Origin of the sequence: Candidatus Pelagibacter sp. HIMB1636 (assembly GCF_052047675.1) — a bacterium.
GTDB lineage: Bacteria > Pseudomonadota > Alphaproteobacteria > Pelagibacterales > Pelagibacteraceae > Pelagibacter.
Genome location: NZ_JBNAJP010000001.1, coordinates 1,335,873 through 1,352,887, shown reverse-complemented (window position 1 = coordinate 1,352,887; position 17,015 = coordinate 1,335,873). Strand labels below are relative to the sequence as shown.

22 protein-coding genes and 1 tRNA gene are annotated in these 17,015 nt (G+C 29.2%); 8 read left to right on the top strand and 15 right to left on the bottom strand.

Annotated elements, in window-relative coordinates; all coding sequences use genetic code 11:
• Positions 1-6 precede the first annotated feature (6 nt).
• The 3 genes from ACTTA6_RS07100 to ACTTA6_RS07090 are packed head-to-tail and all read right to left on the bottom strand — an operon-like array spanning position 7 to position 3,280.
• Positions 7-1,443, bottom strand: a complete 1,437-nt coding sequence (locus ACTTA6_RS07100) for an exonuclease domain-containing protein (RefSeq protein ID WP_440613482.1) — start codon at positions 1,441-1,443, stop codon at positions 7-9.
• 15 nt (positions 1,444-1,458) lie between these two features.
• A complete protein-coding gene (locus tag ACTTA6_RS07095; protein ID WP_075506062.1) occupies positions 1,459-2,145 on the bottom strand; it encodes a hypothetical protein in 687 nt (228 codons plus the stop codon).
• 37 nt (positions 2,146-2,182) lie between these two features.
• Positions 2,183-3,280 carry a DNA recombination protein RmuC gene (locus tag ACTTA6_RS07090; RefSeq protein ID WP_440613483.1) on the bottom strand — a complete coding sequence of 366 codons (1,098 nt, stop codon included), beginning with the start codon at positions 3,278-3,280 and terminating at the stop codon, positions 2,183-2,185.
• Positions 3,281-3,311: 31 nt separating this feature from the next.
• Between ACTTA6_RS07090 and ACTTA6_RS07085 the strand changes: the two genes are divergently transcribed.
• Positions 3,312-3,443 carry a hypothetical protein gene (locus ACTTA6_RS07085; protein WP_440613484.1) on the top strand — a complete coding sequence of 44 codons (132 nt, stop codon included), beginning with the start codon at positions 3,312-3,314 and terminating at the stop codon, positions 3,441-3,443.
• Here the strand turns inward: ACTTA6_RS07085 and hisG are convergent.
• The 12 genes from hisG to ACTTA6_RS07025 all read right to left on the bottom strand — a co-directional run bounded on the left by hisG (position 3,426) and on the right by ACTTA6_RS07025 (position 12,141).
• The gene (gene hisG / locus ACTTA6_RS07080; RefSeq protein ID WP_440613485.1) at positions 3,426-4,118 is read right to left on the bottom strand and encodes an ATP phosphoribosyltransferase; all 693 of its coding nucleotides are present in this window, start codon (positions 4,116-4,118) and stop codon (positions 3,426-3,428) included. The two genes, ACTTA6_RS07085 and hisG, sit on opposite strands and share 18 nt — an antisense overlap.
• Entirely contained in the window at positions 4,118-5,170 is a 1,053-nt protein-coding gene (locus tag ACTTA6_RS07075) for an ATP phosphoribosyltransferase regulatory subunit (protein ID WP_440613486.1), read from the bottom strand. Before ACTTA6_RS07075 ends, hisG begins: the two co-directional genes overlap by 1 nt.
• Entirely contained in the window at positions 5,148-6,542 is a 1,395-nt protein-coding gene (gene hisS / locus ACTTA6_RS07070) for a histidine--tRNA ligase (protein ID WP_440613487.1), read from the bottom strand. The genes ACTTA6_RS07075 and hisS overlap by 23 nt, the downstream gene beginning before the upstream one ends.
• 312 nt (positions 6,543-6,854) lie before the next feature.
• Positions 6,855-7,067 (bottom strand): cold-shock protein, encoded by a 213-nt coding sequence (locus ACTTA6_RS07065; RefSeq protein WP_075505957.1) that lies wholly within the window; start codon positions 7,065-7,067, stop codon positions 6,855-6,857.
• Positions 7,068-7,148: 81 nt separating this feature from the next.
• Positions 7,149-7,223: transfer RNA gene (locus ACTTA6_RS07060), tRNA-Phe, on the bottom strand.
• Between the two features lie 4 nt (positions 7,224-7,227).
• Positions 7,228-7,443 (bottom strand): translation initiation factor IF-1, encoded by a 216-nt coding sequence (gene infA / locus ACTTA6_RS07055; RefSeq protein WP_023854397.1) that lies wholly within the window; start codon positions 7,441-7,443, stop codon positions 7,228-7,230.
• A gap of 2 nt (positions 7,444-7,445) precedes the next feature.
• Positions 7,446-8,729 carry a histidinol dehydrogenase gene (gene hisD / locus ACTTA6_RS07050; protein ID WP_440613488.1) on the bottom strand — a complete coding sequence of 428 codons (1,284 nt, stop codon included), beginning with the start codon at positions 8,727-8,729 and terminating at the stop codon, positions 7,446-7,448.
• Positions 8,730-8,731: 2 nt separating this feature from the next.
• Positions 8,732-9,124 (bottom strand): DUF2948 family protein, encoded by a 393-nt coding sequence (locus ACTTA6_RS07045; RefSeq protein WP_440613489.1) that lies wholly within the window; start codon positions 9,122-9,124, stop codon positions 8,732-8,734.
• Complete coding sequence (gene murA, locus ACTTA6_RS07040; RefSeq protein WP_440613490.1) at positions 9,121-10,383, bottom strand: UDP-N-acetylglucosamine 1-carboxyvinyltransferase; 1,263 nt, start codon at positions 10,381-10,383, stop codon at positions 9,121-9,123. The genes ACTTA6_RS07045 and murA overlap by 4 nt, the downstream gene beginning before the upstream one ends.
• 3 nt (positions 10,384-10,386) lie before the next feature.
• Positions 10,387-10,947 carry a dCTP deaminase gene (gene dcd / locus ACTTA6_RS07035; RefSeq protein ID WP_075505953.1) on the bottom strand — a complete coding sequence of 187 codons (561 nt, stop codon included), beginning with the start codon at positions 10,945-10,947 and terminating at the stop codon, positions 10,387-10,389.
• 97 nt (positions 10,948-11,044) lie between these two features.
• A complete protein-coding gene (locus ACTTA6_RS07030) occupies positions 11,045-11,245 on the bottom strand; it encodes a hypothetical protein (RefSeq protein WP_075505952.1) in 201 nt (66 codons plus the stop codon).
• A 173-nt stretch (positions 11,246-11,418) separates the two neighbouring features.
• Positions 11,419-12,141 (bottom strand): TVP38/TMEM64 family protein, encoded by a 723-nt coding sequence (locus ACTTA6_RS07025; protein ID WP_440613491.1) that lies wholly within the window; start codon positions 12,139-12,141, stop codon positions 11,419-11,421.
• Between the two features lie 94 nt (positions 12,142-12,235).
• Between ACTTA6_RS07025 and rpmH the strand changes: the two genes are divergently transcribed.
• From rpmH to dapD, 7 genes are read left to right on the top strand one after another with little or no spacing between them, the layout of a single operon-like run.
• Positions 12,236-12,376 (top strand): 50S ribosomal protein L34, encoded by a 141-nt coding sequence (gene rpmH, locus ACTTA6_RS07020; RefSeq protein WP_023854404.1) that lies wholly within the window; start codon positions 12,236-12,238, stop codon positions 12,374-12,376.
• Between the two features lie 4 nt (positions 12,377-12,380).
• Positions 12,381-12,722 carry a ribonuclease P protein component gene (gene rnpA / locus ACTTA6_RS07015; RefSeq protein WP_075505950.1) on the top strand — a complete coding sequence of 114 codons (342 nt, stop codon included), beginning with the start codon at positions 12,381-12,383 and terminating at the stop codon, positions 12,720-12,722.
• Positions 12,722-12,970 (top strand): membrane protein insertion efficiency factor YidD, encoded by a 249-nt coding sequence (yidD, locus tag ACTTA6_RS07010; protein ID WP_440613492.1) that lies wholly within the window; start codon positions 12,722-12,724, stop codon positions 12,968-12,970. The genes rnpA and yidD overlap by 1 nt, the downstream gene beginning before the upstream one ends.
• A 1-nt stretch (position 12,971) precedes the next feature.
• Positions 12,972-14,648, top strand: coding sequence for a membrane protein insertase YidC (gene yidC, locus ACTTA6_RS07005; RefSeq protein WP_075505948.1), 1,677 nt, complete (start codon positions 12,972-12,974; stop codon positions 14,646-14,648).
• Complete coding sequence (argB, locus tag ACTTA6_RS07000; protein WP_440613493.1) at positions 14,648-15,514, top strand: acetylglutamate kinase; 867 nt, start codon at positions 14,648-14,650, stop codon at positions 15,512-15,514. Before yidC ends, argB begins: the two co-directional genes overlap by 1 nt.
• The gene (locus ACTTA6_RS06995) at positions 15,511-16,182 is read left to right on the top strand and encodes a pyrimidine 5'-nucleotidase (protein ID WP_075505946.1); all 672 of its coding nucleotides are present in this window, start codon (positions 15,511-15,513) and stop codon (positions 16,180-16,182) included. The genes argB and ACTTA6_RS06995 overlap by 4 nt, the downstream gene beginning before the upstream one ends.
• Before the next feature lie 4 nt (positions 16,183-16,186).
• The gene (gene dapD, locus ACTTA6_RS06990; RefSeq protein WP_440613494.1) at positions 16,187-17,014 is read left to right on the top strand and encodes a 2,3,4,5-tetrahydropyridine-2,6-dicarboxylate N-succinyltransferase; all 828 of its coding nucleotides are present in this window, start codon (positions 16,187-16,189) and stop codon (positions 17,012-17,014) included.
• Position 17,015 lies beyond the last annotated feature (1 nt).

Here is a 17,015-nt window from a genome sequence, read left to right as displayed (position 1 = left end):
AGTCAACTATGCAATTTCATATTTTTTTTCAATGGACATAATAAATTCATTTATTTCATCCAATTTTTTTAGTTCTTCTTCATCATCTCTATTAGATGCTTGGTCTCTCAAGGTGTCTATTTCAGTGTAAGCCATTGCTATAGTTTGCCACTTTTCTCTATTTTTACTTAAAATTCTTCTAGCTATCTCACTTTTAATATTTTTATACAAATCAGGTGGTAATACGTGAGGTGCTTCTTGGTAAATAATTTTTTGTCCAAACCATGCACATCTCTTATCTTGAAATTTATCTAGTAATCTTAATTTTTCTTCCCATGACGAGCTATGCCATGTTTTAAATAAAGCCGTATCTTTGTTTGGAACAAATTTCTCATACAATGTTTCCTCGGGAAGTAAATCTTCTTGATTTTGTGTTTGAGCCTTTTCTTCTGCAGCTTCCCTATTAATGATTTGAATATTCTTGCATAGGTTTTCGCTAGATCTAACTAATTTGGCTCTTTTTTGAATTGTTTCTAAATCTAGATCTACATAGACTTTTTCTTTTAAAGCAAATTTTTTATCTAATACAACAGGCGCTTTATTTGTTTTAATAACTCTTAAAGCTTTAGGACTTATTTTTTTAAGACTAGCTTTAAGCTCATTAACAGACATGTTTAAAAAAGGTTCTGGATCTCTTCTTAAGTCCCAAAGATATCCCCAGGATGCATAAGATGGATGAAAACAATGCTCTGGATGTAATGTTGATACCAAATACATCATATTTCTTCCTTTAACATTTTCAAAAATTGAATAAATACCCTCTCCTTTTAAAATAGATTCCACACTACTCTTTGTGGAAGTGGTTAAAAATTTTTCCCAATTATCATTATGCTTTTCTTTTATAATTCTTAAAATTTTCAAACTAGTAAATGCATCGTGATACGCAGTATGTTGTTGGGAAGTATCAAATCCTTGTTGTCTTGCTAAACCTTCAAGAGCAAGACTTTCATTTCCAGCATCTGTTAGTTCTGTTTTTAAAGTTTCAGAATTAATTGTTTGCGCAGCTCTTGCAACATGAAGACCGTCATGTTCTTTATTTGGAGACGAATGAGTAATATAAGGATATCTGTTACCTTTAAAAAAATTAAAATGAAACATACGTCTATCAAAATTTAAGTTACTCCATCCCATAAACAATGCTGGTGCAGCTTTTGAGAAGAAGTTTTCAACTGCTCCTAAGAATTCATAATGAGAATAGTTTCCTTTGGTAAGTAAATCTATACTTGTTGAGTTTACCAATAGAGCTTTAGCGCTTGGTACTTCTCCTTCTGGCATTCTGCCTCTGATATTTAACTTACCAATTTCATTTAAATTTTTATCAACAACAACTGCTCCAACCTCAATAATTGATCCCCAAATAGTGCTATTAGTTGTTTCAGTGTCGTAGATTACAAATTTGTCCATATTTTCTTATATATTTTAAGTTAAATTAGATAGTTCATGAAATTTTTTTAATCTTCCTAAAAACAAATTTTGATAGATGACTAAATCATGTCCTTGAATTTTAAATTCTTGAAATAATTTATCTACAGTGCAGACCAAAATAACACAAGAAGTGATATTGGAGTTATACACAACATTATGAGCTAAAGAATATGCGCTGGTTTGTAATAACCATGAATCGATATACTCAGCTTTCTTTGGTTTATTGCTTTGTTTAAAATCTATAATTGTTTCTCTTCCTTCATAAACTCCAACACAGTCCGCAGTGCCAGCATACTTATCTGGATAGTACAGTGTACACTCAACACCCCATATTTCTTCTAATCTATTTTTTAAACCATGATCTATAATTTCTTTTGCCATCAATTTATATTGTTCATTATCATCAAAAAAACTTAAATTTTCTCTCCCAAGCAAATAAGATTCTAAGTAATTATGCATCTGTGACCCTCTGCTACTTGCAGCTTTCGTGATAGCTTCGGCTTCTTTATATCCAGTTCTCTCCCTCCAATTTGCTAATGCTGCTTTATCTTCATCAGATTTAGTAACATCTAAAATTGAGGTAACACTTGGTAATTTTTCTTCTCCCAAAAGGTATCTTCTAATACCATCAACTGTTGCCCTTGAAGATTTTGGATAATCATATTTACGATTCCATTGCATGAGATTTCTTATAAATGGTATTATCAAAAAAAAGAAATTAATTTTTAATTTGTCTTTGTTTATCAACAAATTTTTCAACGTTGTCTGTTTGTACAGCTTTCTCTACCTGTTCTGGATCTTTTATACTTTCCAAAGTTCTATTTATTGATCTTGCATCTGTTCCAAATTTATCTACCACACCCATAGCATCTTCTAATTTTTTTCTAAGAACTACTATGTTGTCAAAGTGTTTTGAAAATCTTGTACTTATTGTTTTTAAATGATTGTAAATTTCAGTTGCGCCCTTTTGAACTTTCAAGGATTGAAATCCCATGTGTAAAGATTGCAAATATGCTGACAAAGTATTAGGGCCACAAATTACAACTTTATATTTTTTCATTAATTCTTGAGTTAATAATTCTTTTGTACTTGGGTCTTGGTATTCAGTTAACTCTTTGTATAAACTTTCTGTAGGAGCATACACAATTGCAAAGTCAGTAGTTTTTGGTGGTACAATATATTTTTCATTTACACTTTTGGCTTTTGCTTTAAATGCAGTAGCTAATTTTGCTCTAGCATCGGCAACTAACCTTTTATCTTCTGCATCATGACCATCGGTAATTGCTTTAAATTTCTCCACCGGAAAATGACTATCAACTGGAACTAAAACATCACCTTGTAGCTTAATTGCAAATTCTACATTCTCACTTGTATTTTCTTTCATTTTGACATTTGTCATGAATTGAGAAGCTGGTAGTAAATCTTTAATCAGTGCATCCAAACTAAACTCAGCAAGAGTTCCATATTTTTTAACTCCAGCCAAAATTTTTGTTATTCCTTCTTGGCTTTGGTTTAATAATTGAACTTGCTGATTAAAATTTCCAACTTTTTCATCTACTTTAGTTAAAGCTTCTGTCATATCTTTTGTTACTCCGGTAGACAGATTGTTAAATGAAGTAGACATTGCTCCAAGTGAGCTATTGATTGTTGTATTTAAGGTATCCTTTAAACTTGAGATTTCGGATTTTAAATTAGCTATTTCTTCAGCTTCTTTATTTTCCTTTTGATCTTCAGGTTTAGATCTTAAATTTAAGTAAAGAATTGCTGAAACTACTCCAAGCAGCAGAATTAAAATAACTAAAAATATAGCTTCCATGAATCACTTTATATCATATATAAAATACGTAATGGAATTATTATTAATGCTTAAAATTATTATTGGTTTAGGAATACTAGTGGGTGTTTATGCAATCCTTCGAAACCTAGATATTATTAAAATTATTCTTATTTATTGGAAAGATTTAATTCTTAGAAAGTAATCTAATTAAACTTTGAAGAAATTTATTTTTAGACGATGATTTAGATATCATCATACAAGCCTCTGAATTTAATATCTCACCATCTTTTAAAACTCTTAAATTATTAGCTTTTAAAGTTTCTCCTGTTGAAGTGATGTCAGTAATTATTTCTGATGAACCAGTAAAAGGATATGCCTCTGTAGCACCTAAACTATCTACTAATTTAAATTGAGTTACCCCTTTAGAAAATAAAAATTCTCTTGTTAAATTTGGATATTTGGTTGCAACTCTTAATCTTTTCTTTTTCTTATCTCTAAACTCAAATGCTATTTCCTCTAAATCAGCAATAGTTTGAACATCAATCCAAGGATCTGGAATTGCAACTACTAACGTGGCCTTCCCAAAATCATATTTTTTAATAACATTAATTCTCTTTTGAACATTTATTTCACTCTCTTTCAACAAATCAAATCCGGAAAATCCTAGATCTAAAGAACCATCTCCAAGTCTCTCTATAATTTCTCTTGCATGAAGATATAAAATTTTAACATTCTTCTTTTGTTTAATTGAGCCTAATAAATCTCTTTCTCCTCTTTCTGAAATTAAATTTAATTTATTTTTTTTAAATATGTTTAAAATATCCTTTCTGAGTCTGCCTTTGCTAGGAATTCCAATATTTAAAATATTTTTCTTCATTAATAATTTAAATTTAATGCAGCCCCAACTGCTGGTATTTGTTTTTTTGACCCAAGATCGGAAATTAATCGATCATAACGACCACCATTAATAATATTTTTTAATTTATTTTTTGATTTAACATCAATTTTAAAAACTATCCCTGTGTAATACTCCAATTGTCTTCCAAAAGAAGTTGAAAATACTACATTTAGTTTTGAAACTTTATTTTTAGTGACAGGAAAATATCTTTGATCAACCACTAAATTAATTCTATTTATTTTAAAAAATTTGTTTAACTCAAATGCAGCCTCATTGATTGGGCATTTGATTTTTAAAAAGTCTTTAATAATTTTTGAAACACCTTTGCCTTTACTAGCTCTTCTTGGGTCTTTAATTTTGTTATCAAACCTATTTAATATCTCGTTAATGGTTCTTCCTGCTATTACATTTGATAAATCTTCTTTCAGCATTTTTAAATAACGCTTTTTATCTATTTCAACGATAGTTGGATCTACATCAGAGTTTGTTTCCAATCTTTTTAAAAGATCATTAAAGTAATCTTCTCTCCAAAAATGTCTTGATAATCTTAACTTCCATCTTTTCGGGATATCTAGTTTTGAAATTAATAAATTAAATATCTCAACATTTCCTATTGTTAATTTACCTGAAGAATATTTAATATTTTGAAGAGATTTTAATGAGGTATTGATAATTTCTTTATCATCATTTTTTTCATCTTTAGAACCTAAAATTTCAAATCCAATTTGATCTCGAATAATAGAGTCACTTTTATTTTCAGATTTTCTATAAGCTTGACCACTATAAAAAATTTTTTCTTTTCCTTTTAAATTATTTTCTAAATATCTTAAGCAGGATGCAATTGTTAAATCTGGTCTAAGACATAGCTCGCTTCCATTTTGATCTGTAAATGAAAAAATAAATTTTCTGAAGTTTTCACCTGACCTTTGAACGATATGATTAGCCTCAATAACTGAGGGTAAATCTATATATTTGTAGCCCTTAGATTTTACTGATCTAAGAATGTTTTCAGATAAGTTTTTTGATTTCATCTATTAAATTTGATTTAGGAAATGTTTTATTATTTTCACCCTTAATACCTTTAAGATTTTTTATCGTTACTGTACCTTCATTAAATTCATTATCACCACATATAACAGCTACCTTTAATTCACGCTTATTTGCTAAGGTTAATTGCTTACCTAAATTTTTCTTTGTATCTAAAAATATTTCTGCATTAATTTTATTTTCTCTTAATTGATCTACAATTTCATAATAATTTTTTAAATATTTTTCATCCATCACACAGACTAAAACAGGCTTTTGATCATCAACCTTAATCTGATCCAATTGTAAAAGTGCAAATAACAATCTATCCACACCAAAACTAATCCCTGTACCTGGAATATCTACCCCTTTAAATCTTGAGATAAGTTTAGCATAAGAACCTCCTGAACAAATACTGCCAATATCAACTTCTTTTCCTTTATTATTTGTAACTTTAAAATTTAAGTTAGTTTCAACAATAAAATCAGAATAATAAGCTAGACCTCTAACAATAGTAAAATTGGTTTGCACTTGTTCTAAATTAGAACCAAATCCTAAAATTTCAAAAACGTCCTCTAACTCTTTAATTCCTTCTTGAGATAATGGATTTTTTAAATTTTCTTTTAATTGTTTTAAGTCTTTTATTTTTAAAAAATTTAATATTTGCGATGCTTGTTCATCTGTTAGATCAGCGCCTTTTGTAACTGCGCCGCTTGCATCTTTTCTTTCTTTTTTAAGAAGATCTTCGACACCTTTTAAACCAAATCCAGGTTTATCTAATTTATCAATAGCTCTAATTACTTTTAATTGCTTATCTTCAGATATTTTTAAATCATAAATTAAACCTTGTACAATTTTTCTATTACTAATATTGATCGTAAATTGATCTTTATTCAAACCACAATCTAAGAGTGTACTCGAGATTAAATTGCAAAGTTCTGCATTAGCTTGAGCTGAATTAACATTTCCAACAATATCAAAATCAGCTTGCATAAACTCTCTGTATCTTCCATTTCCTGCTTTTTCATTTCTAAAAACATTCTGAATTGCATATCTTTTGTAAATTGATGGAAGCTCTTGGTTATTTTGAGCAACAAATCTAGCTAATGGACTAGATAGATCATATCTAAGTGTAATATTTTTATCACCATCTTTGAATGAGAATACGTCAGACATAGGGTTATCCTCGTCCTCAGCTAAAAACGAACCAATATTTTCGCTGATCTCAAAAGAAGGTGTCTCTAATGGTTCAGCTCCAAATTTTAAAAAATTTTTTTCAATCACTTTTAAAAGTTGTTTTTTTAGAACTAACTTTTTATTCCAACGATCTTCAAATCCAGACGGTAAGGAAGGATTGAGTTTTTTATCTTTTTCCATTTTAGTGGTACTTTGGGTAGGTTACGCTCCTACGACTTCGGATCCACAAACCGACGTGATACTATTTCACCACCAAAGCTTATCCTTTAGTTATTATCTTATTTTATGTGGAATGAAAATTATAATATAAATAAATAGCCTAATGGCTATGGAAACAGTTTCTGTGAGTACTTCTATAAGTAATTCTGTATGTAATATTTATATTCATGATCAGCGTTTTAGACAAAAATTATTAATATTCAAGGCTTTAATAAAAAAAGGACGTTAATCTACTAAATGTAGAAATAACGTCCTTTAGAAATTTTACGAAAATTAGTCTATTTTTTTTAAATTTACTGCAGAAGGACCTTTAGGACCGTCTTCTAATGTGAATTCAAGTTTATCACCTTCATTAAGAAATCTCATTCCAGCAGCTTTTACAGCTGAAGCATGTACAAAGGCATCTTTCTCTTTGTCGTCTCTCTCTATAAAGCCATATCCCTTTTTACCATTATACCATTTTATTTTACCTTGTAGTGTACTCATCTTATTTCTTCGTCCTTTTGTTATTTATTATATTAATTAAGTTAATTTCTTTTACAGGTATTTCAAGATCAAACTTTGTGGTGGTGGCTGAGGAAGGATTCGCACCTCCGACACAAGCCTTTTCAGGGCTCTGCTCTACTCCTGAGCTACTCAGCCTTATTTATCCTCTAAAGATAATTCTTCCTTTAGTAAGATCGTAAGGTGTCATCTCCACAGTTACATTGTCACCTTGAAGAACTCTAATTCTGTTTTTTCTTAACTTACCTGCTGTGTGAGCTGTAACCGTATGACCATTCTCTAGCTTAACTCTAAACATTGCATTCGGGAGTAGGTCTATCACAGTCCCCTTGAATTCAAGTAAGTCTTGTTTTGACAAATTTATTTTCTCCTTATTCTTTTTAATACTGATTGAGCATGCCCAACCAAGCCTTCATAATTTGCAAGTGTTATAACTGATGGTCCAAGACTTTCAATACCCTTTTTTGATAGGTTTATGTATGAAATTCTTTTGTAGAATTCGTTTACACTTATACCACTTGAATATTTTGCTGATCCGTTAGTTGGTAAAACATGGTTTGAACCTACATTATAATCCGTCATAGCCATAACAGCATATTTTCCTAAACAAATTGATCCTGAATTTTTTATTTTTGAAACAATAGATTTATAATTTTTAACATTTAACTCTAAATGCTCTGGAGCTATTTTGTTAACAATATCGATGATTTTTTTATCTGAATTTACATGCATTAAAATTCCATTATTTTGCAAACTTCTCTTTGCAATAGACTCTCTTGGAATTTCTTTTAATTGTTTAATTATTTCATTTTTAACTTTATTTAATAAGTTTTTATCTTTTGAAATTAATATGCACTGTGCAAGATCATCATGTTCTGCTTGTCCTATTAAATCACTTGCAACCCATTCTGGATTAGAATGCTTGTCACAAACTATTGTAACTTCAGAAGGACCAGCAGTCATGCCCTCAATTCCAACATCTCCAAAAACTTCTTTTTTTGCAGCTGCAACGTAAGCATTTCCAGGCCCTACAATTTTATTAACCTTTTTAATTTTTTTTGTTCCATAAGAAACTGCAGCAATAGCAGATGGTCCACCAATTGAATAAATTTCCTTAATTTTACATTTTTTGGCAGCATATAATACTGCGGGATTTTGTTTTCCTTTATAGCCTGGGTTAATCATAACTATTCTTTTTACACCAGCAACAATAGCTGGAATTGCATTCATCAATACACTAGATGGATAGGATGCAGTTGAACCAGGTACATAAATTGCAACCGACTCTAAAGGTAAATATTTATAATCAAGTTTATTTTTAAATTTATCAGTGTAAGAAATATTTTTAAACTTTTGTAATGAATGAAATTTATAAATCCTGTTGTAAGCAGTATCGATAGATTGTTTTACAATAGAATTTAATGATTTAATTGATTTTTGAATTTGATTTGAGCTGGGCTTGATTACTGAATTTTTATTAAATTTTTTCTCATATTTTAATAAAGCTTTATCACCATTTTTTTTAACATCTTTAATAATGTTAGTGACTGAAACAGAGCTTGATTGAACTTTTCTCTTTCTTTGCAATAACAAATTATCTAATAATTTACCAAAATTTTTCTTACTGCTATCTAAAACCTTCATCTCTAATTTATTTCGCTTTGATCCTCTAATATTGCTTCAATCGTTTCGGCGGTCAAAGCGATATGAGCATTATTACTAAAGAAGAGATTTATTTCATAAACATCGTTATTTTTCAAATAATCTATTCCTACTAATTCTAAAACCAATTCTTGATTTGATTGATCAATATTTTTTGACTTTACCTTATCAACAAAATCAAATCTGCAGATACTATTGACTTTTTTGTCCTCATTTTCATTTTCTACTTTAATACGTTCAATTGATAATAAAAATACTTTATTAGATTCTAGATACTTAATGTCTGAAACTTTTACTTTAGCTCCTGAGCTACAAGCTGAAATCATTTGCAATCCCTCTTTGTCTGTAGCAATAATTTTGGCTAAATATTTGTTCATCTTTTTAATCTTTTTATTTTAACACCAATATTTTTTAATTTATTTTCAATTTTTTCATAACCACGATCTAAATGATAAATCCTGTTAATTACAGATTTCCCTTGTGCAACAGAAGCTGCTAAGACAAGTGCCACTGATGCTCTTAGATCACTAGACATAACTTCTGCACCAATAAATTTCGTATTACCCTCAATATAAGCTTTATTATTTTTAGTCGTAATATTTGCACCTAATCTCTGTAATTCGGCAACATGCATAAATCTGTTTTCGAAAATATTCTCTGTGATTGAGCTTTTTCCTTTTGCTTTACACATTAAGACCATTAATTGTGCCTGTAGATCTGTTGGAATTCCAGGAAACTCTTTTGTTTTGATATTTTTAATAGACTTAATTTTTTCTGGTCCATTAATATGAATTTTATTTTTGCTCACTTTTATTTTGGCTCCTGTTTTTTTTAATAAATTAAGTTCTGTGTTTATTATTTTTGGATCTAAATTATTAATTTCTAAAGTTCCTTTAGCTAAAGTTGCTGCTACGCAAAAAGTACCAGCTTCAATTCTATCAGCCATCACTGAATAATTTGTTGAATTTAAATAACTTACTCCGTTAATAGTACAAGTTCTCCCTTTCCAATTAATTTTTGCACCAGCTGAATTAAGAAAATTAGTAAGGTCTTTTATTTCTGGCTCAACAGCGCAATTTCTTAATACTGTTTTTCCTTTTGCCAAGCATGCAGCAATTATAGAATTTTCAGTTGCACCAACAGTAATTTTTGGAAATCTAATTAACCCTCCTTTAAGTTTGCCAAAAGATTTTGCTAATATGTAACCATCCTTAATTTCATAATTCATCCCAAGTTTTTCTAAAGCTGACAAATGATAATTAACTGGTCTTGCACCAATTAAGCAACCACCGGGTAGTGATGTTTTTGACTTATGATATTTTGCAACTAATGGTCCTAATACTAAAATTGAACCTCTCATTGTTTTAACTAATGAATAACTAGCAAAAGTTTTCATATTTTTATTGTTTGAAATTTTTGCAGTTTTTTTATCTTTAGAGAGTTCAATTTTTGATCCAAGAGATTTAAGTAAATTAAGCATAGTACTAATATCTTTTACTCTTGGAAGGTTATGAAGAGTTACTGGTAAATCGAAAAGTAATGTTGCTGCTAATATTGGCAGTGAAGCATTTTTAGAACCTGATATTGAAACTTTACCCTTGATTTTGCTAGGACCATCAATCAGAAATTTGTCCATAACTTACTTTTTAATTTTAGCAACCTGAATTGTAGTTTGTCCCTGATATTTACCGTTCTTAGATTTATAAGTTGTCTCTGGTTGAGTTTCTGATTTAAAAAATAAAAATTGGGCTATACCTTCATTAGAATAAATTTTTGCTGGATTAGGTGTAGTGTTACTTAACTCTATAACTATATTTCCTTCAAATTCGTTTTCAATAGGAGTTACGTTACAAATTATACCTGTTCTTGCATAAGTACTTTTACCAACACATATACAAAGTACATCCTTTGGAATTCTGAAATATTCTACTGTTTTAGCCAAAACAAATGAGTTTGGAGGAATAATGCAATGTGGTCCCTTTTTCTCAATAAAATTGTCATCTGAAAAATTTTTTGGATCGACTAAGGAATTATTTACATTAGTGAATATTCTATATTCATCAGAGATTCTAACATCATAACCCATACTACTTAATCCATATGATATTTTTCCCTCCGCAACTTGATGATCTAAAAATGGTTCGATCATATTGTGCTCTTTGCACATCTTCTTAATCCACGAGTCAGGCTGAATAGACATTACTTAGATTTTTTTTTATTTTTTTTTTGAAATAGTTTTCTTTTTTTTAAATTTTTTCTTAAAGCTAAGCTCAAACGCTCATTTTTATCTTTTGGACTCATTCTTTGTTGGGATTAGTCAAAAAATCTAATGATATTGGTTTATTAGGATCTAATGGTTTTGATGTGGGTTCTTCTTTTTTTGGACCTTCTTTAGCTAAACGTTTAGCTTTTTTTTCTGCAAGCTTTCTTTCTCTTTTAGCTTGCTTCTCCATAAGCTTGTTACCTTTTGTAGATTTATAATCGTAGTGAATTCCCATAACATTTTTTTTAGTAGATATAGATCATTATAATCAAAAAATTAAGGCAATAATTTGAAAAAAATGCTTTATTATCAATAAATTACTAAATGTATTTTAGCTCCTGTAGTTAAATGGCATAACAAGTCATTGGTAATGACTAGTTCCCTGGTCAGTACAGGGTGGGAGCACCATTAATTTCTGTAAAATTTTTTTCTAAAAATAATTGAAAACATAATTAGTACAAAAAACGCTAAAAGAGGAACATAAATATCTGGGGAAAAGATAATATCCATTATTCCTGGAACTTCTGAATTTTGGTCGATTACTTTTTCAATCCCACTTCCAATTGAAACTGCCAAAAAAATCTGAGGTATTATTCCTAAAAAAGTTGCAAATAGAAAATTTTTTACTCTTACATTAAATAATGTTGGCAATAGACAACTTATTTGCCAAGGAACTCCTCCGATAAATCTGTAAACGAGTAAATAAAAAAATTCAGATTTTTTAAATTTAATTTCAAGATTTTGAAATTTATTAAGAAATTTTTCTCTAATTAAATCTCTTAAAAAATAATTTCCAAATATGTATAAAAAAGTTGCACCTACACTTAAACCAGTTACCACAACTAGTGTTCCAATCCATTTGCCAAAGATAAAGCCGCCCATTAAAGCTACAGGAGATCCAAAGCCTAGAAAAGGAAATACCCAAAGCATTGTTAGAAACAAGAAAGAAATTGAAACTAAAAATAAATTAGAATTCTTCAACTCAATTAAATATGATCTGTTATTTCTCAAAAAATCATAAGATGTAATCTCTTGAAGACTGAATTTTGAAAAGAAAAAATATAAAAATAAACTAACAATTAATAAGTAAGATAAACCTATAAATAGTTTAATTTTTTTTGTTTTTTCCATGAATATTGTTATTTTATTCCTAAATCTTCTATTTGCTATTTTTATTATTGCTAATATAAAGGGGCAAAATTTATAAAATTTAATCAATTTATTTATGAAAAGAACATACCAACCTTCAAATAAAAAAAGAGCACGAAAACACGGCTTTAGATCAAAAATGAAGACTAAAGGTGGAAAGAAACTTTTAGCTAGAAGAAGAGCCAGAGGAAGAAAATCTTTAACTGTATCAGTGTAAATTAATGAAAAGCAAAATTGTTGCTCTTTCAAAAAACGAAGAATTTAAAAATTTACTTAAACAAAAAAAGTTCTCGAATAAGTATGTAACTATTTTCTTTGGTAAATTAATGAATAAAAATAATAATAAACTCAATATTAGTTTTGTAACAAAAAAGAAATTAGGGAATGCAGTTAAGAGAAATAAGATTAAAAGAAGATTAAGGAATATTTTAAACGAGGCAGTTAAAAAAATATCAATAAATTTTAACTATTCATTCCTTGTTATCGCTAAGTCATCTATGCTAAATAATGAATACAAATTAATAAAAGAAACTCTATTTCAGGATTTTGAAAAAATAAAATAATGAATATTTTTACAAATATATTAATTAAAATTATCAAAGGTTATAAATATTTGATTAGCCCTTTATTTGGACATTCTTGTAGATATTTACCTACTTGCTCAGGATACAGTATTGATGCGCTTAAAGAATTTGGTCTGTTAAAAGGATCATTTTTAAGTATTAAAAGAATCTTATCTTGTCACCCAATCAAATTTTTAGGTGGTGGTGAAGGTTTTGATCCTGTTAAAAAAAACACAAAATTAAAATAATATGGATACTAAAAATATAGTAGCAGCAATTTCATTATCAGCAGCAGTTATAGTTTTGTATTCACTATTTTTTGCTCCTCCACCAATTACTAAAGAAAATATGGCTGAAGGAAATAAAGTTGAACAAAACAGCGATACACCTTCACTAGATCAAAAAGAAAATGTTGCTGAAATTTCTAGAGAAGAAGCTTTAAATCAAAGTGAAAGAATTAATTTTGAAAATGAGAGTATTGTTGGTTCTATTTCACTTAAAGGTGGTGTTATTGATGATCTAACTTTTAAGCAATATAATGTCAGTCTAGACTCTCAAGAAAAAGTTACACTACTTTCACCAAGAAATTCAAAAGATGGTTATTTAATTGAAAGTGGTTTTATTACATCTGATAAAAATGTTGAAATTCCGAATTCAAATTCTATTTGGAAAGTTTCAGGAAATAATAAGTTAACAGATCAATCGCCTATAAAAATATCTTGGACAAATGATCAAGGTATAACATTTGAGAAAGAGATCGCCTTAGATGACAAATATTTATTTTCAATTAAACAAAGTGTAATTAATCCTACAGATAAAAAATATGATTTTTATACTTATGGGCAAATCATTAGAAATGAAATGCCTGATATATCTAACTTTTATATCCTTCATGAAGGATTAGTGGCAACACTTGATGATGAACTTATTGAGGAAGATTACGATGATATACAAGAGAAAAAATTTTCAAGAACAGCACAAAAAGGATGGTTAGGGATTGGAGATAAATACTGGGTAACTTCACTAATTCCACCTAGAGAAAAAGAATTTAAAACAACATTTGATTATAAAGATAAGTTCAGAGCAAATTTTGTATCAACAGAGCCATTAGAGCTTAATGAAAATTCATTGATTGAAGAAACCTTACAAATCATTGTTGCTGCAAAAAGAGTTGATGTAATTGATGGATATGCTGAATCTTTAAACATTGATAAATTTGACTTAACAATTGATTGGGGATTTTTATACTTTATTACTAAACCATTATTTTTTGGAATAGATTATTTCTTTAAATTACTTGGGAATTACGGCTTAGCTATCATAGCAATTACTATTTGTATAAGATTAGCATTTTTCCCACTTGCAAACTTTTCGTTCAGAAGCATGGCAAAAATGAAAGCCTTACAGCCTGAAATGGCAAGACTGAAAGAGCTACACAAAGACGATAAAATGAAATTGCAACAAGCGATGATGGCTCTATATAAAAAAGAAAAAGTAAACCCAATGTCTGGTTGTTTGCCAATACTTGTGCAAATTCCAGTTTTCTTTGCTTTATATAAAGTTTTATTTGTAACAATTGAAATGAGACAAATGCCTTTTTATGGCTGGATACAAGATTTATCTGAAAGAGACCCTACCTCTTTGTTTAATCTATTTGGATTATTGCCTTATGATGTGCCATCATTTTTAGTCATTGGAGCATGGCCTGTTGCAATGGGTGTTTCTATGTGGGTTCAACAAAAATTAAACCCTGCACCAACAGATCCGATGCAAGCAAAAATATTTATGTTCTTTCCATTATTTCTAACAATAATTTTAGCACCTTTCCCAGCAGGGTTGGTAATATATTGGACAGTAAATAATATTTTAACCATGGCACAACAAGTTTTTATAATGAAAAGAACCACTGTTAAAACAACAACTTAATGTTGGATATTAAAGAAGAAGAATTAAAAACAATTCTACCACTAGATGGTCCATCAACTGAAGAAGTTAAAAAATACTTAGAAAAATATAACGATGAATATATTGTTATTAAATGTGGTGGTAGTGTTTTAATTGATCAAAATCTTTTTGATATTTTTATTCAGGATATTTCAACTCTAAATAAACTAGGTTTCACTCCTATTATTGTTCATGGAGGCGGGAAAAGGATAAGCAATAAACTTAATGAGATAGGTTTAGAAAGTAAATTTATAAAAGGATTGAGGGTAACTGATAAAGAAACTATTAAAGTTGTAGAAGAAGTATTAATTGATTTTAATAAAGAAATTATCAATGCTCTAAATAAACAAAATTGCGAAAGTCAGACTATTAATTCCAAGGAAAATAATATTTTAACAGTTATCCAAGAAAATGAAGAGCTTGGTTTCGTGGGCTCTCCTATAAATGTAGATCAATCAATAATAGATAAAATTATAGCAGATAAAAAAGTGCCTATTATTGCACCCTTGGGTTTAGATAAAAATGATCAAACTTATAACGTCAATGCAGATACTGCAGCTGGCTATATTGCTAAAAAAATTAATGCTAGAAGGTTAATTATATTAAGTGACGTGGAAGGCGTTTTAGATAACAATAAAAATCTAATTCCAGAAATTAATTCAGAATCTATAAAAGACTTAATAGATAATGAAACAATTACTGGTGGCATGATTCCAAAAATAAATAATTGCTTAGATGTTGCTAGTAACGGAGTAAAAGGAGTTGTTATAATAGACGGAAGAAAAAATCATTCTGTTCTATTTGAACTTTTATCAGATGGGGGATCTGGAACTTTAATTAGACAATGAAAAATTTAAGCCATATTAAAAATATTTTATTTGATTGTGATGGTGTTCTTTATAGCGACCTAGAGGCAGTATTTGGTCAAGTAAGCCGAAAAATGACAGAATATATCTCAAGTAAACTTAATGTAGATTTAAAAAAAGCCAAAGAACTTCAGACAAATTACTTTCACAAATATAACACAAGCTTAAATGGTCTAATGATACATCATGAAATTGATCCTAAAGAATTTTTAGATTTTGTTCATGATATTGATTTATCTTTTTTAGAAAAAGATACAGCACTAAGATATGAGTTAGAGAATATAAATTTAAGAAAATTTGTCTTCACTAATGGTAGTTACAACCATGTAAAGCACATCACTACAACCCTAGGAATTGACGACCAATTTGAAGGCATATTTGATATCGTAGATGCAGAATATCACCCAAAACCAGAAGCTAAAGCTTTCGATTTAATGGTAGAAAAATTCAAAATTGATCCAAAAGAAACTTTGTATATTGAAGATATAGCAAAAAACTTATCGATAGGTAAAGAGCGAGGAACAATTACTGCTTGGTTAATTAATGATGAGGAATGGGGCAAAAAAGAATCTAATAAAGAATATATTGATTATAAAATTGAAAATCTTACTTTATTTTTAAAAGAAATAAGGTTATTAAAAAACCAATAAAACTATGAGTATAGAAAACATTATAAATGAAGCTTGGGAAAACAAAGATCAAGTTAATCAAAATTCAGATCAAAAATTAAAAGATACTATTAATCAAGTAATAGAAGATCTAGATAGTGGTAAATCTAGAGTTGCTGAAAAAATTGATGGTGAATGGGTAACTCATCAACACCTAAAAAAAGCAATTATGCTAAGTTTTAGAATTCATGGAATGGAAACTTTAGATGGTCCCTACTCAGCTTGGAGAGATAAAGCTCATTTGTTAAAAGGAAAAACAGCCGGATGGTCAAACGCTGATTTTGAAAAAGCAGGTTTTAGAATGGTACCAAATACTGCAATGAGAAGAGGATCATATGTTGCTAAAAACGTTGTTCTAATGCCAAGTTATGTAAATATTGGTGCTTACATAGATGAAGGAACAATGATGGATACATTTAGTCGTGCAGGTAGTTGCTGTCAGATTGGAAAAAATTGTCATATTTCAGCAGGAACTGGTATTGGTGGAGTTTTAGAACCAGCACAAGCGCTTCCGACTATTATTGAAGATAATGTTTTTGTAGGTGCTATGTCAGAAGTTGTGGAAGGGGTAATAGTTGGTGAAGGTTCAGTATTAAGTATGGGTATGTATATTGGCCAATCAACTAAAATCGTTAATAGAAAAACTGGTGAAGTAACTCACGGTAAAATACCTCCTTACTCAGTTGTTGTCCCTGGATCATTACCAGACAAAAATAATCCTGCCGCACCCTCGTTATATTGTGCAGTAATCATCAAACAAGTTGATGAAAAAACAAGATCTAAAACATCAGTAAACGATCTTTTAAGAGATTAAA